Origin of the sequence: Rhodococcus sp. PML026 (assembly GCF_000963615.1) — a bacterium.
Lineage (GTDB): Bacteria > Actinomycetota > Actinomycetes > Mycobacteriales > Mycobacteriaceae > Rhodococcoides > Rhodococcoides fascians.
Genome location: NZ_KQ031376.1, coordinates 294,635 through 307,923, shown reverse-complemented (window position 1 = coordinate 307,923; position 13,289 = coordinate 294,635). Strand labels below are relative to the sequence as shown.

At 65.1% G+C, this 13,289-nt stretch carries 14 protein-coding genes; 7 read left to right on the top strand and 7 right to left on the bottom strand.

Translation table 11 applies throughout. From position 1 onward, the window contains the following. Positions 1-22: 22 nt before the first annotated feature. Positions 23-1,318 carry a dihydrolipoamide acetyltransferase family protein gene (locus tag VF34_RS20955; protein ID WP_032375635.1) on the top strand — a complete coding sequence of 432 codons (1,296 nt, stop codon included), beginning with the start codon at positions 23-25 and terminating at the stop codon, positions 1,316-1,318. 32 nt (positions 1,319-1,350) lie between these two features. Here the strand turns inward: VF34_RS20955 and VF34_RS20950 are convergent, their stop codons facing one another. After that, entirely contained in the window at positions 1,351-2,820 is a 1,470-nt protein-coding gene (locus VF34_RS20950; RefSeq protein ID WP_032371088.1) for an MDR family MFS transporter, read from the bottom strand. 110 nt (positions 2,821-2,930) lie between these two features. On the opposite strand from VF34_RS20950, the gene VF34_RS20945 reads away from it, so the two are divergent. Then, positions 2,931-3,578 carry a TetR/AcrR family transcriptional regulator gene (locus VF34_RS20945; RefSeq protein ID WP_052063193.1) on the top strand — a complete coding sequence of 216 codons (648 nt, stop codon included), beginning with the start codon at positions 2,931-2,933 and terminating at the stop codon, positions 3,576-3,578. A 67-nt stretch (positions 3,579-3,645) separates the two neighbouring features. Here VF34_RS20945 and VF34_RS20940 read toward each other — a convergent pair whose 3' ends face one another. Both VF34_RS20940 and VF34_RS20935 read right to left on the bottom strand, forming a co-directional pair. After that, positions 3,646-4,788, bottom strand: coding sequence for an NAD(P)/FAD-dependent oxidoreductase (locus VF34_RS20940; RefSeq protein ID WP_032375654.1), 1,143 nt, complete (start codon positions 4,786-4,788; stop codon positions 3,646-3,648). Next, on the bottom strand, positions 4,785-5,282 hold the full coding sequence (locus VF34_RS20935; RefSeq protein ID WP_027496240.1) for an Lrp/AsnC family transcriptional regulator: 498 nt from the start codon (positions 5,280-5,282) through the stop codon (positions 4,785-4,787). The genes VF34_RS20940 and VF34_RS20935 overlap by 4 nt, the downstream gene beginning before the upstream one ends. Positions 5,283-5,454: 172 nt before the next feature. Here VF34_RS20935 and VF34_RS20930 point away from each other — a divergent pair, with 172 nt between their 5' ends. Both VF34_RS20930 and VF34_RS20925 read left to right on the top strand, forming a co-directional pair. Then, the gene (locus tag VF34_RS20930; protein WP_032366526.1) at positions 5,455-6,021 is read left to right on the top strand and encodes an antibiotic biosynthesis monooxygenase; all 567 of its coding nucleotides are present in this window, start codon (positions 5,455-5,457) and stop codon (positions 6,019-6,021) included. 46 nt (positions 6,022-6,067) lie between these two features. Next, on the top strand, positions 6,068-6,592 hold the full coding sequence (locus tag VF34_RS20925) for a peroxiredoxin (protein WP_027496242.1): 525 nt from the start codon (positions 6,068-6,070) through the stop codon (positions 6,590-6,592). A gap of 3 nt (positions 6,593-6,595) precedes the next feature. Here the strand turns inward: VF34_RS20925 and VF34_RS25725 are convergent, their stop codons facing one another. After that, positions 6,596-6,718 (bottom strand): hypothetical protein, encoded by a 123-nt coding sequence (locus tag VF34_RS25725; RefSeq protein ID WP_255032376.1) that lies wholly within the window; start codon positions 6,716-6,718, stop codon positions 6,596-6,598. A 91-nt stretch (positions 6,719-6,809) separates the two neighbouring features. Here VF34_RS25725 and VF34_RS20920 point away from each other — a divergent pair, with 91 nt between their 5' ends. Then, positions 6,810-7,928: a class I SAM-dependent methyltransferase gene (locus VF34_RS20920; RefSeq protein WP_032375636.1), complete on the top strand. Its 1,119-nt coding sequence runs from the start codon at positions 6,810-6,812 to the stop codon at positions 7,926-7,928. A 24-nt stretch (positions 7,929-7,952) separates the two neighbouring features. Here the strand turns inward: VF34_RS20920 and VF34_RS20915 are convergent, their stop codons facing one another. Then, positions 7,953-8,378: a hypothetical protein gene (locus VF34_RS20915; protein WP_027496244.1), complete on the bottom strand. Its 426-nt coding sequence runs from the start codon at positions 8,376-8,378 to the stop codon at positions 7,953-7,955. A 197-nt stretch (positions 8,379-8,575) separates the two neighbouring features. Between VF34_RS20915 and VF34_RS20910 the strand changes: the two genes are divergently transcribed. Further along, positions 8,576-9,424, top strand: coding sequence for a Bax inhibitor-1/YccA family protein (locus VF34_RS20910; protein WP_032375637.1), 849 nt, complete (start codon positions 8,576-8,578; stop codon positions 9,422-9,424). A 63-nt stretch (positions 9,425-9,487) separates the two neighbouring features. Here the strand turns inward: VF34_RS20910 and VF34_RS20905 are convergent, their stop codons facing one another. Beyond that, a complete protein-coding gene (locus VF34_RS20905; protein ID WP_027496254.1) occupies positions 9,488-10,708 on the bottom strand; it encodes an acetyl-CoA C-acetyltransferase in 1,221 nt (406 codons plus the stop codon). 72 nt (positions 10,709-10,780) lie between these two features. Beyond that, complete coding sequence (locus tag VF34_RS20900) at positions 10,781-11,827, bottom strand: SGNH/GDSL hydrolase family protein (protein ID WP_371828237.1); 1,047 nt, start codon at positions 11,825-11,827, stop codon at positions 10,781-10,783. Between the two features lie 62 nt (positions 11,828-11,889). Between VF34_RS20900 and VF34_RS20895 the strand changes: the two genes are divergently transcribed. Beyond that, positions 11,890-13,275, top strand: coding sequence for a cystathionine beta-synthase (locus VF34_RS20895; RefSeq protein WP_032375640.1), 1,386 nt, complete (start codon positions 11,890-11,892; stop codon positions 13,273-13,275). Positions 13,276-13,289: the final 14 nt, after the last annotated feature.

The following is a 13,289-nucleotide window of genomic DNA, read 5'->3' as shown; positions in this document are numbered from 1 at the left end:
ACCGACCGAACAGGATTCGACGATGTCCACCATCAAGAGTTTTCCGCTACCCGACCTGGGGGAGGGCCTCACCGAGGCCGACCTGTTGACCTGGCTCGTCGCGGTCGGTGACACCATCGAACTCAACCAGAACATCGCCGAGGTCGAGACGGCCAAGGCTGCGGTCGAGTTGCCTTCCCCGTTCGCCGGGGTCGTTGCTGCCCTGCATGTTTCCGAGGGCGACACGGTGGAGGTCGGAGTGCCGATCATCGACATCAGAGTCGGCGGTGAGGACGAACCGGTTGCTTCCGATCCGGAGCAGTCCGTTTCCCCGATTCAGAACACCTCTTCCGGGGAGGACGAGGACGAGCGCGTTCCGGTGCTCGTGGGTTACGGCGTCGCGAAGGAAGGCTCCAGCCGACGCGGTGGCCGCGTCGACTCACCCGCGGCGTCCGCGGCGAACGTCCAGAACGGAAAGCCGCTTGCGGCCCCACCGGTACGAAAGATGGCCAAGGACAACGGCGTCGATCTCAACGAGCTTCCCGCGAGTGGCTCTCACGGCGACGTCACCCGTCAGGACGTGGAGTCGTACCTGCAGAGTGACACCGATGTGCAGCAGTCGGTATCCGGGCGGACCGGTCGGGAGGAGCGCACTCCGATCAAGGGTGTACGCAAGCACACCGCCGAGGCCATGGTGCGAAGTGCATTCACTGCACCTCACGTCACCGAATTCGTGACCGTCGACGTGACCGAGATGCTCGAACTCCTCGAGTCGCTGCGGTCCTCCACACATTTCCGGGACGTGCGTCTGACGCCGTTGGCTCTGGTGTCCAAAGCCGTTCTCGTTGCCCTGAAATCGAATCCGTCGCTGAACTCGAGCTGGGACGAGGCTGCGCAGGAAATCGTGACCAAGTACTACGTCAACCTCGGCATCGCGGCGGCGACACCCCGCGGATTGATGGTGCCCAACATCAAGAACGCACACGAGCTCTCTCTGGTGGACATCGCGCGTGCCCTGGCCGACCTGACGCGTATCGCGAAGGAGGGCAAGAGCAGTCCGGCCGATCTGGCCGACGGCACCATCACCATCACCAACGTGGGGGTGTTCGGAGTCGACGCAGGCACGCCGATCCTCAACCCCGGCGAGGCGGCCATCCTGTGCTTCGGGTCCATCCGTCGCACGCCGTGGGAACACAACGGCGAGATCGCTTTACGGTCGGTGACGACACTGTCGCTCTCGTTCGATCATCGACTGGTCGACGGCCAACAAGGGTCGGAATTCCTCGCCCTCGTCGGTCGTTTGCTGACTCACCCGATCGATCTGATCGCGCTCGGCTGACCGCGGCGGCGCGGTGTGAATGCCGCCGGGGTTCAGTGCACCGGCTGCGCCGACACGGCCTCGTCTCGATCACTGCTTGCCTGTGCTCGGATGAAGAACGACGCAGCCACCGCGACCAGTGACACCGCCCCACCGCACAGGAATGCGGTGTGGATGCCTGCCTCGGAACCACCCACCTGCGTTGCCCCGTCGGAGATTCGGGCCGCTGCGGTGTTCGACATGACGGTGACGAACAACGCGGTTCCTGCGGCTCCGGCCAGTTGCTGCACGGTGTTGAAGATTGCGCTGCCGTGGGAGTACAGGCGGGTGGGAAGGGATCCGAGCGAGGAGGTCATCAGCGGAGTCATGATGAGCGCGAGCCCCGCCGAGAGCAGCATGTGGATACCGACGACCAGCGGTAGTGCCGACTGTGCGTCCAGCACCGTCATCGACCACAACGCGGCGCTCACCACCATGGCTCCGGGAATGACCAGCGGGCGCGGCCCGATTCTGTCGAAGATGCGGCCGACGAAGGGGGCGAGCAGACCCATCAGCAATCCGCCGGGCAGGAGCATCAGGCCGGTTGCGAGGGTGTCGAGTCCGCGCACGTTCTGCAGATACATCGGCAGGAGGATCAGGGCACCGAACAGGGCCATCATCGAGATCGCGATCATGCCGAGTCCGATGCTGAAAGTGGGGGTGCGGAACGGACGCATGTCCAGCAGCGCGCCGCCGCGTTCCTGGCGGGCGATCTGCCGCAGCACGAAGACGACGAGTGCGATCACTCCCACCACCAACGGCAACCAGACCGGTACGACGGACTCCTCGGCGGAATGACCGAGGCTGCTCAGGCCGTAGACGATGCCGCCGAACGCCAAGGCGGACAACACGACCGACGTGGGATCGAACGAGGGCCGTCCCGTCTCGGTCACGTTCTTCACCAGTGTGGTTCCGATGCCGAACGCGACGAGCGCGATGGGAAGCACCAGCCAGAACATCCAACGCCAATTCAGCGAGTCGAGAATGACTCCGGAGATGGTGGGGCCGACGGCAGGCGCGACGGCGATGACGATGGAGATCACACCCATCATCGCGCCGCGCTTGTGGGCCGGGACGACGGTGAGCACCGTGGTCATGAGCAGCGGCAACATGATCGCCGTCCCGCTGGCCTGCGTGATGCGGCCGAGCAGAAGTAGCTCGAAACCGGGTGCCGAGGCCGCGAGCAGGGTGCCGACGGTGAACAGGGTCATCGCTGTCACGAACACCTGACGCAGTGTGAAGCGTTGGAACAGGTAGCCGGTGACGGGAATGACCACCGCCATGGTCAGTAGGAATCCGGTGGTGAGCCACTGGGCCGTCGTTGCCGTGATCTCGAGGTCGACCATCAGGGTCGGGAGCGCCACGCTCATGATCGTCTCGTTGAGGATCATGACGAAGGCCGCGATGACCAATATGCCGATCAGTAGCTTGCTGCCCGGCGCGAGTTGCTCGTCGGGGGTGCGGTCGGTCTCGGGTGAACTCATGTGTCGACAAACTTTCGCGTATGGGATCGAAGCGTGCAATCGTATGTAGATAGCTTCAATCATTATGACAGTGACTGTCAACTTGACGATTGCTGGTAAGTTGACAGCGAATGACGACCGCAGCCGACGGATGGACGAGGATGAGCGAACGAGTGCCGGACCTGCGAGAGCGACGTCGCCGAGACACTCGGCTCGAGATCACTCGCGCCGCACTCGAGCTGTTCGAGAAGCAGGGCTGCGCCGCGACCACGGTGGACGAGATCGCGCGCCGAGCGGGGGTGTCACCGAGTACGTTCTTTCGCAGCTTCGCCTCGAAGGAGGAGTCCGTTCTCGGCATCGACCCTGACTTCGAGGTCGACTTCGACCAGTGGCTCGCTGCCACCGCGCCCGAGCACATCACGCTGCCTGAAATCGAAGCGTTGTACGAGCAGTCCGTCGAGCGACTGTCGACAGCGCCCGAGGAGGAGCGCGACCGACTCCTACGCACTCGGCGACTGATCGGTATCGACGCGCATCTGCGGGCCGCAGCCTTCGCGGCCGACGCGATGACACTGTGCCGCGTCACCGATGCGGTGACCGAGCGTCTCGGTGACCACGAATCACGTTCGTATGCACGACTGTTGGTCGAAGGTGCCGGTATGGCCCTGCGCATCGCCTTCGACGACTGGGCGGTACGGATCGACGGCGGGCAGGATGCAGACCTGCTGGACATCTATCGGACGACAGTGCGCGATCTGCGACGCGTCGTCGCCGGCTGAGGTCTCACGTCGTGAGTGGAACTTCGTAGCCCAGGTCGAGTTTCCGCGCACGTGGCGCGCAGCGCCTCTAGCCGAGGCGGCGGGGCGACAGATCCGCTTCGAGAAGGCCGCGCTCGGCCACATCTGCCGGAACCGGTTCTCCGCGAACGACAGCCGCGCCCACCCGGGCCAGCGCCGCGCACGTCTGGATTCCGTAGCCGCCCTGCCCGGCGCACCAGAAGAAGCCCTCGAGCTCGGGGTCGAACCCGACCACCGGGGTGCGATCGGGAACGAAGCTGCGCAGTCCGGCCCAGGACGAACGAACGTGTCGCGCGGTCAGGGTGGTCACCTCGGCGATGTCGTCGAACGCCCGCGCGATCTCCAGCTCGTCCGGACGGGCATCGCTCGGTTCGACCGCCGTCTCGTCGGCCGGCGAACACAACAGTTGTGCGCCTTCGGGTTTGATGTAGAACTTCTCGTCGATGTCGCTCAGTGTCGCCAGATCCTTTGTGTCCAGATCGTCGGGTGCGGAAACCATGAAGACCGACCTGCGCTTGGGAACCAAGCCGATGTGGCGGGCCCCCGCCATCGCGCCGACCACATCCGACCAGGCCCCTGCCGCGTTCACGACCAGTGGAGCCCGATGAGTCGTCCCGTCAGAGGTGCGCACGTGCCACAGACCGTTGACGCGCTCGAGTTCGGTCACCGAGGCTTTGGTGTGAATCCGACCGCCCCGCTGTCGCAGCCCTCCGACGAAGCCCTGATGCAGAGCATGGACGTCGACCTCCATCGAATGCGGTTCGTACAGAGCGCAATCGATCAGCTCGGGCCGTAGCGGTGGGAAGAATGTGCATGCGTCGGTGGGGGAGACCAGCTGCGCGTCGGGAGTGAGGCGACTGACGTCGCTGTACATCGCTTCGAGCGCATCGCCGCGTCCCGTGGCCGCGAATTGCAACAGTGGACGCGGAGTGAGCAAATCCGACCGGAAGCAGTCGGGTGGGTTCACCAGAAAGTCTCGGCTGGCGGTCGTCAAGGCGCGAATCGTGCTGTTGCCGTATGTCTCCAGAAACAGAGCCGCGGATCGACCGGTGGTGTGGAACGCCAACGTGGACTCACGCTCGAGCAGAGTGACACGGCGGTCGCCGGCGAGTTCGTATGCGAGTGAGACACCGCCGATGCCGCCGCCGATGACAACGACGTCCGAGAGGGCGGGCTGTTCGGTGGCGCTCATGGATGTCTCCTGTTCGGCTTCGGCGTGAACCACTGCGCTCCGGGGCCGACTGCTTCGTCGAAGATCAGCCACGTCCGCGTCGAGAGTATCCCGTCCAGCCCCTGCAACTTGTCGAGTACCAGGTGTCGCAATGCCGAGTTGTCCGGAGCGCGCACGAGGACCAAGGCGTCGAAGTCGCCGCCCATCAGGCTGACGTGTTCGACGAAGGGGAACGTGCTGAGGTCGTCGGCGACAGCCCGCCAGGAATCTTGCCGAATCGACAGTGCGACATACGCGGATGCGCCGAATCCGGCCTTCTCGTACGCGATGCGGGCGGTGAAACCCTCGATCACACCTTCGTCGACGAGGCGGTCGACGCGAACGTAGGCATGTGCGCGGGAAATGTGGGTGGCCTCGGCGAGGGCCCTCATGGACATGCGCCCGTCTCGGCTCAGTTCGGTGACGATCCGTCGGTCGACGTCGTCGAGTTCGTACTCGGTCTCGCTCGGTGCCATACGTCCACTCCAGACCGATCGCGATGGAAGCTCGTGGACGAATAGTCACACAGCGAGCTCCAGTATGCCATCGGTCTGCAATCCGGTTCCTGATTTGATACTCGGTCCATTTCGACACAGTCTGTGTAGAACGCACCGACGACGAACCAGCGCAGGAGGGGACCCCATGGCCATGACCGACACGCTCGAGCACGTCACGACCTCGGTCGCACGACGCGTTCGCGAGGGACACGAGGCGGACTTCGTCGAATGGACCGACCGGGGCATCGACCTGGTGCGAACCTTCCCGGGCTTTCTCGGCGGAGGCTGGCTGCGCAGCTCGGCCGAATCCAGTGACTATCACGTGGTGTATCGATTCGAGACGCACGACCATCTCGAGGCGTGGTTGCGTTCGGAGGCGAGGCGCGATTGGCTCGGCCGTGGCCGACCGATAGCGGACGACGTTGTGACACATCGGCTTTCAGGCGTGGAGGGATGGTTCGAGCCACAGTCGAACCTGACCGACGCCGTGCGCGTCGTGGGCGGTCCGCCGCCGCGGTGGAAGCAGGCCGTGTCCATCGGTGTTGCGTTCTATGCCGTCAGCCTGTTGGTGAACCTCGTGATCACTCCACATCTGACCCACCTGAACGTGGCCCTGCGGACTGCGGTCGTAGTGATGATGTGCACTCCGCTGATGGTGTACGTCGTGATGCCGTTCGTCACCGCACGACTGCGAAAGTGGCTCGTACCGCGCGGTTGACGGCCACGGCCCTGCTCGTTGCGAGCCGAGCGGTACCCTCTGCGTCATGCGAATCGGACAGACCGCCCCGGATTTCGAGCTGCCCGATCATTCCGGTGAACGTCGTGCGCTCACCGAGCTCACGGCGTCGGGGCCGGTGGTCCTGTTCTTCTATCCGGCTGCGAACAGTCCGATCTGCACGGCCGAGGCGTGCCATTTTCGGGATCTGGGAGCGGAGTTCGGCAGGTTCGGTGCGCAGCGAGTGGGGATCAGCACCGATACCCGAGACAAGAACCAACATTTTGCTCTGCAGAGGTCGTTCGACTTCCCGTTGCTCTCGGATTCCGACGGTGCGGTGGCCGAACAGTTCGGAGTGCGGCGCGGCGGGTGGTTCGCGCGTAGGCGTCGACTTCGGGATTTCGAGCGCGGCCACTCGAACGTAGCTCGTCGCAGTTACCTACGGCAGTTGTTGTCCGTGAAGCGGACGACGTTCGTGATCGATCGGCACCGAACGGTGCGGATGGTGGTGCAGAGCGAGCGCGGTCACGTACACGCGACCAAGGCGCTGGAGTACCTGCGGTATCTGTCGTGAGGGTCAGTCGTTGGCACCGCTGAAGAGGGCCGTGTAGACGGCGGGCTTGGTCGCTTCGGCCGAGGCATCGGTCGATGCGTCGTCGGGGTGGCTGAAGAGCGCCTCGTTCTTGTCTTTGTGTTCCATTCCCCGAGCATGCACCTCATCGGTCGCAATAGCCACTTGCCGCGCGGAACGACCGCGCTCGGCCGGTCGCGTTCGGTGGAATACTGCCCGGGTGTCCGATGAAACGTTGTTCGAAGCTCTGCGGCGTGAGCCCGATGCCGAGGCACCCAATCTGCATGCGGTCGACGCGGCAGATCGTCTGCTGCTCGATACCGTCGACGAACTGGGGGTCGACCGCACGGCACCGATTGCTGTGATCGGCGATCGCTACGGCGCTCTGACTCTGGGTGCGGCGGCCCTGGGGTTCACCGACGTGCGAGTGCACCAGGACGCTGTTACCGGCGCACGCGCTCTGGAGCTGAACGCGGCGCGTGTGTCGATGGTCGGCACGTACACCCACCACGGGCTGGGTGCGGGACTTCTCGACGGCGTCGGCACCGTGTTGATGCAGTTGCCGCGAGGTCTGGCCGAGCTCACCGAGATCGCCGAGCACATCGCGGCGCATGCTCTCCAGAACGTCGTCGTCCTGGCCGGCGGCCGAGACAAACACATGACGCCTGCGATGAACGACATCCTCGGGCGGTCGTTCGAGACCGTCACGGCGGGTCGGGGACAGCAGAAGGCGCGGGTACTGACCGCGACCGGGGCAGTGGCGTCGGAGATGACGTATCCGGTCGACAAACGAATCGACGACCTCGGCCTGACGGTCGTGGCCCACGGCGCGGTCTTCGCCGGGGCGGGCCTCGATATCGGGACGAGGTTCCTACTGGGGTTCGTGCCGAAGATGGCACCTCGCGCAACCAACGCCGTCGATCTGGGGTGCGGCAGTGGAATCCTCGCGACCGAATTGGCTCGAACCAGGCCCGGTCTCGAAGTGATCGCGACGGACCGATCGGCCGCGGCCATCGCGTCGGCCGCTGCCACCGCCGAAGCGAACGGGACCACGATCTCGGTGATCGCCGACGACGCGATGTCGACGTTCGAGTCCCGGTCCGTGGACCTGATCGTCTGCAACCCGCCGTTCCACGAGGGCGCTGCAGTACACACAGGCGGGGCAGGCAAGTTGTTCGAGGCCGCCGGACGCGTGCTGCGGCCGGGCGGACAGCTGTGGACGGTGTTCAACACGCACCTGAACTATCGTCGGGCTCTCGCCGACGCCGTCGGGCCCACCGATCCGATGGGACGCAACACCAAGTTCACCGTCACTCGCTCGGTGCGCCCGAGCGAGTAACGGTGAAGACCAGATGCGCGAGCGTCAGGTGACGGGGCCGCCGTCTTCCGGGGTGCCGTCGATCTGGCCCCTGTCGCGCCCACGATCCTCGACGAGAGTCCCTTCGACGATCTCGGCCTGACGCTGGCCTTCCGCGTAATCGATGTCGGGATCCTCGTCGGACTCCTCGATGACGTGGTCGACCAGTTCTTCGGTCAGTTCGTCGTCCGGGGTCTCGGTGATCGGGCGGTCGAGATCCTCCTCGACGGCGATGTCGGGTTCTTCTTCGCTGAGCTTGAGGTCGAGGCTCTCACCCTCGGCTGCTTCACGGGCGGTGGTGCCGAAACTGTTGGCTTCGCTCCAGTGGTCCGGGGGATCGACCACGGTGTCGCCGTCGTCGTTGCGCACCTCGTCGGAGTCGAGGCTTTCGCTCTGGTCCAAGGTCTGGTCGGGTCCGTCTTCGATTGCCATTTCCTCATAGTGCCCGTTTCGATTCGGTGTCACACACGCGGTCGTGGCTGCCTGTCGAGGGGCGACCCGGTAGAGTCCGTTTTGTCCGACGTAGAGGTTCTCGTCACGGGAACTTTTGTCCGGATGTCGAACGTTCTACTGATGACCGACGGGGAGATCCCCGGTGGGGATCAGAACTTACGAAGGGAAGAGACACGGTGCGCACCTCCAGCAACCCGGTGTTCCGCAACCTGCCCAAGCAGCAGGGCGGCGGATACGCCACATTCGGATCTGCGACGGCTGGAGCCTCGCAGGCCGCAACGTTCGGCCAGCATCCCGGAACACAGGCCGACCCGTACACCACGCAGCCCGCTCAGCGGGCCATGACGATCGACGACGTCGTCACCAAGACCGGCATCACGCTCGGTGTGCTGAGCGTCACGGCGATCATCTCGTACCTGTATGCATCCGCCAACCCTTCGGCCGCACCCGCGTTGCTCATCGCTGGTGGACTGATCGGCTTCGGCCTCGTCATGTTCGCGACTTTCGGGCGCAAGATGGACAACAAGTTCATCGTCTTGGCCTACGCGGCAGCCGAAGGCGTTTTCCTCGGTGCTCTGTCGCTCGTGTTCACCGGAGAGATCTTCGGAATGAGCGGTGGATCGGGTCTCATCGGCCAGGCCATTCTCGGCACGTTCGGCGTGTTCTTCGGCATGCTGGTCGTCTACAAGACCGGCGCAATTCGCGTCACGCCGCGTCTGACTCGCATGATCGTCGGTGCCCTCATCGGTGTCGTCGTGCTCATGCTCGGCAACCTCGTCGCCAGCTTCTTCATGGACGGTGGATTCGGGCTGCGTGACGGCGGACCCATCGCCATCATCTTCAGCCTCGTCTGCATCGGCATTGCGGCGTTCAGCTTCCTGCTGGACTTCGACCAGGCCGATCAGCTGATCCGCGCACAGGCTCCCGAGAAGGCAGCCTGGGGCGTCGCCCTCGGTCTGACCATCACGTTGGTCTGGCTGTACGTCGAGATCCTGCGTCTGCTGAGCTACTTCCAGAACGACTAGTACTCACGCGAAAAGCCCCGCCCTCCGATCGGAGGGCGGGGCTTTTCCGTTGTGCGTCTCGGATCAGCTGAGACGTTCGAGCACCATGGCCATGCCCATGCCGCCGCCGACGCACATGGTCTCGACGCCGAACGTCTTGTCGTGTGTCGTCAGGTTGTTCAGCAGAGTCGTGGTGATGCGGGCACCGGTCATGCCGAACGGGTGGCCGACGGCGATGGCACCGCCGGAGACGTTGAGCTTGTCCTCTTCGATGCCGAGGTCACGGGCGGAACCGAGGACCTGCACCGCGAAGGCCTCGTTGATCTCGAACAGGTCGATGTCGGAGATGGACATGCCCGCGATCTTCAGCGCCTTACGGGTGGCCTCGATCGGCCCCAGGCCCATGATCTCGGGAGACGTGCCGGTGACGCCGGTGGACACGATGCGAGCCAACGGGGTCAGGCCCAGCTCCTTGGCCTTGGTGTCGCTCATGATGACGAGCGCTGCTGCGCCGTCGTTGAGCGGGCACGCGTTACCGGCGGTGATGGTGCCGTTCGGACGGAAGACCGGCTTGAGCTGGCTGATCTTCTCGTACGTGGTGCCGGCGCGAGGGCCGTCGTCGGTGGTGACGACGGTGCCGTCGGGCAGGGTCACCGGCGTGATCTCCCGCTCGAAGAAGCCGGCGTTGATGGCCTCTTCGGCGCGGTTCTGGCTGCGGACGCCCCAGCGGTCCTGGTCCTCACGGCTGATGCCGGTGAGCAGGGCGACGTTCTCGGCCGTCTGGCCCATCGCGATGTACGCGTCGGGCAGCTCGCCGTTCTCGCGGGGATCGGTCCAGCTGTCCGCGCCCTCTTCCTGTGCCTTCTTGGTACGGGCCTCGGCGTCGGCGAAGATCGGGTTGTGGCTTTCCGGAAGCGAATCCGAGCTGCCGTGGATGAAGCTGGACACGCTCTCGACGCCTGCGGAGATGAACACGTCACCCTCGCCTGCCTTGATCGCGTGCAGCGCCATGCGGGTGGTCTGCAGCGAGGACGAGCAGTAGCGCGTGATCGTCGTTCCGGGCAGCGAGTCGTAGCCGAGCTGAACCGCGACGATGCGCGCGAGGTTGTTGCCCTGCATCCCGCCGGGCAGGCCGCAGCCCAGGAGCAGGTCGTCGATGTCCTTCGGGTCGAGCGAGGGCACCTTGGCCAGCGCAGCGGCGACCATCTGAGCGGTGAGGTCGTCGGGACGAATGTCCTTGAGCGACCCCTTCATTGCCCTGCCGATGGGTGAGCGCGCGGTGGCGACGATGACTGCCTCTGGCATGAGATCTCCTTCGATATCGGTACTGCTTACCTGCTCTGTTACCGCCGAGTAGGCGATGTCTCCTGATCGAACTTACAACCCTGCCTGACGGCCATCGCCACGACGTAGGAGATCCTCCGCCGCGCTGTCGATCTCGGCGTCGATCTCGGCAGTTCTACGCCGGAGAAAGCGGTCCACTGCGGCGGTGGCGCGGGGGATGGCTCTGCGTGATTCGGCAGCGGCGGACACCGTCGGCAGTTCGGGCAGTGGACCGCCGTGCCATACGCCGAGGGCCGAGGCGAGCACCGGCAGAATCTGTTGCGCGGCCAGCTCGTAACCCGCAGCGGACGGGTGGAAGCGGTCCGCCGAGAACATCGTGTCGGGGGCGGCCAGAAACTCCGGTGCCAGCAGATCCGCCAGGGCGACCGGATGCCCGCCGGCGCCGAGAGTCCTGGCCGTCTGGGCATGGGCCAGCCGCCGACCCCAATTGCGGACGACGGTACGCAGCGGTTGCGGAATGGCCGTCACGACACCGAGATCGGGGCACGTTCCCACGGCGACGACGCAGCCCTTGGCCGTCAATCGTTCGACTGCATCGCCCAGCCTGGCCGCTGATGCCGGAATGGAGAATTTCTTGGTGACGTCGTTCGCGCCGATGAAGATCACCGCGGCATCGGGCGGCGGGCCCGCGACGAACATGGCGTCGACCTGACCTTCGAGTCCCTTGGACGTGGCACCGGCAATTGCTTTGGTGCTCAAGCGGATTCGTTGACCGGTTTCCTCGGCCAACCCGCGGGCGAGCAGGACACCCGGGACCTCGTCGGCCACAGTGCAACCCACGCCTGCCGCGGTGGAGTCGCCGAAGATCATCAGATGAATATCTGCTGAACTTCCCATGCGCCACCGCTCAGGTGCTGCGCAGCCGGCGGTGTAGACCCCGTCGGCCTCGGGTGGCTTGGCAATGTTGCGTCCGATGACACCGCGAGCCGCGGCGGCCTGTCCCATCAGATGTCGGTACGCGGCCCAGGACGCAGTCCCTGCTCCTGAGCCTGCAAGTACCGTCGCGGCGCTCGCTTTCGCGGCGGTACGCCATCCGCTCGCCGTCACAGATCGATCCCTCTCGTCGTGCCCCCTCACCATCGTATGCGGGTGTCGACAGCCGTGGCCGAGAGTCCGATACCTGCATCTGGGAAGATGGAGCAATGCGCATCGCACAGCACATCACCGAACTCATCGGCAACACCCCGTTGGTGAAGTTGTCCTCCGTCATCGGCGACGGCGCCGGCACGGTCGCAGCCAAGATCGAGTACCTCAACCCGGGTGGTTCGTCGAAGGACCGCATCGCCGTCAAGATGATCGACGCAGCCGAGGCCTCGGGCGAGTTGAAGCCCGGCGGCACCATCGTCGAGCCCACGTCCGGTAACACCGGCGTCGGCCTCGCGCTCGTCGCTCAGCAGCGTGGCTACAAGTGTGTGTTCGTGTGCCCCGACAAGGTCGGTGAGGACAAGCGCAACGTGCTGCGTGCCTACGGTGCCGAGGTCGTCGTCTGCCCCACGGCCGTCGCGCCCGAAGACCCCAACAGCTACTACAGCGTCTCCGACCGACTCGTCCGCGAGATCGAGGGAGCGTGGAAGCCGAACCAGTACGCCAACCCGGCCGGCCCGGCCAGCCACTACGAGACCACCGGGCCCGAGATCTGGGCCGACACCGACGGCAAGATCACGCACTTCGTCGCAGGCGTCGGCACCGGCGGCACCATCTCCGGCACCGGCAAGTACCTCAAGGAGGTCTCCGGCGGCAAGGTCAAGGTCATCGGCGTCGACCCCGAGGGATCGGTGTACTCCGGTGGCACGGGACGTCCGTACTTGGTCGAGGGTGTCGGTGAGGACTTCTGGCCGACCGCCTACGACCCGTCCATCCCGGACGAGATCATTGCCGTGTCCGACAACGACTCGTTCGACATGACTCGTCGCCTCGCCCGCGAGGAAGGCCTGTTGGTCGGCGGCTCGTGCGGCATGGCTGCTGTCGCGGCCATTCAGGTTGCCGAACGCGAAGGTCCCGACGCGTTGGTCGTCGTATTGCTGCCCGACGGTGGCCGCGGCTACCTGGCGAAGATCTTCAACGACTCGTGGATGTCCTCGTACGGATTCCTGCGTTCGCGGTTGGACGGCACCACCGAGGAGACCTCGGTCGGCGCAGTGCTGCGCGGCAAGTCCGGTGCCCTGCCCGATCTGGTGCACACCCACCCGTCCGAGACCGTGCGTGACGCCATCGAGATTCTGCGCGAGTACGGCGTCTCGCAGATGCCCGTCGTCGGAGCCGAGCCGCCCGTCATGGCAGGCGAGGTCGCCGGCAGCGTCACCGAGCGCGATCTGCTCAGCGCCGTGTTCGAGGGTCGCGCAGCGTTGGCCGACCCGGTCGCCAAGCACATGAGTGCCCCGTTCCCGCTGATCGGTGCCGGCGAAACCGTCTCCGACGCCACCAAGGCACTCGGGGAGTCCGATGCGCTGATGGTCGTCGAAGAGGGCAAGCCCGTCGGCGTCATCACTCGCCACGATCTGCTCGGGTTCCTCAGTAAGGGTGCCTAGGCATGTGAGTGGAA

Bases quoted from the DNA above. Each gene is read 5' to 3' on its own strand.
- VF34_RS20955 (WP_032375635.1), top strand. From the start codon at position 23: ATGTCCACCATCAAGAGTTTTCCGCTACCCGACCTGGGGGAGGGCCTC.
- VF34_RS20950 (WP_032371088.1), bottom strand. From the start codon at position 2,820: ATGAGTTCACCCGAGACCGACCGCACCCCCGACGAGCAACTCGCGCCG.
- VF34_RS20945 (WP_052063193.1), top strand. From the start codon at position 2,931: ATGACGACCGCAGCCGACGGATGGACGAGGATGAGCGAACGAGTGCCG.
- VF34_RS20940 (WP_032375654.1), bottom strand. From the start codon at position 4,788: ATGAGCGCCACCGAACAGCCCGCCCTCTCGGACGTCGTTGTCATCGGC.
- VF34_RS20935 (WP_027496240.1), bottom strand. From the start codon at position 5,282: ATGGCACCGAGCGAGACCGAGTACGAACTCGACGACGTCGACCGACGG.
- VF34_RS20930 (WP_032366526.1), top strand. From the start codon at position 5,455: ATGACCGACACGCTCGAGCACGTCACGACCTCGGTCGCACGACGCGTT.
- VF34_RS20925 (WP_027496242.1), top strand. From the start codon at position 6,068: ATGCGAATCGGACAGACCGCCCCGGATTTCGAGCTGCCCGATCATTCC.
- VF34_RS25725 (WP_255032376.1), bottom strand. From the start codon at position 6,718: ATGGAACACAAAGACAAGAACGAGGCGCTCTTCAGCCACCCCGACGAC.
- VF34_RS20915 (WP_027496244.1), bottom strand. From the start codon at position 8,378: ATGGCAATCGAAGACGGACCCGACCAGACCTTGGACCAGAGCGAAAGC.
- VF34_RS20905 (WP_027496254.1), bottom strand. From the start codon at position 10,708: ATGCCAGAGGCAGTCATCGTCGCCACCGCGCGCTCACCCATCGGCAGG.
- VF34_RS20900 (WP_371828237.1), bottom strand. From the start codon at position 11,827: ATGGTGAGGGGGCACGACGAGAGGGATCGATCTGTGACGGCGAGCGGA.
- VF34_RS20895 (WP_032375640.1), top strand. From the start codon at position 11,890: ATGCGCATCGCACAGCACATCACCGAACTCATCGGCAACACCCCGTTG.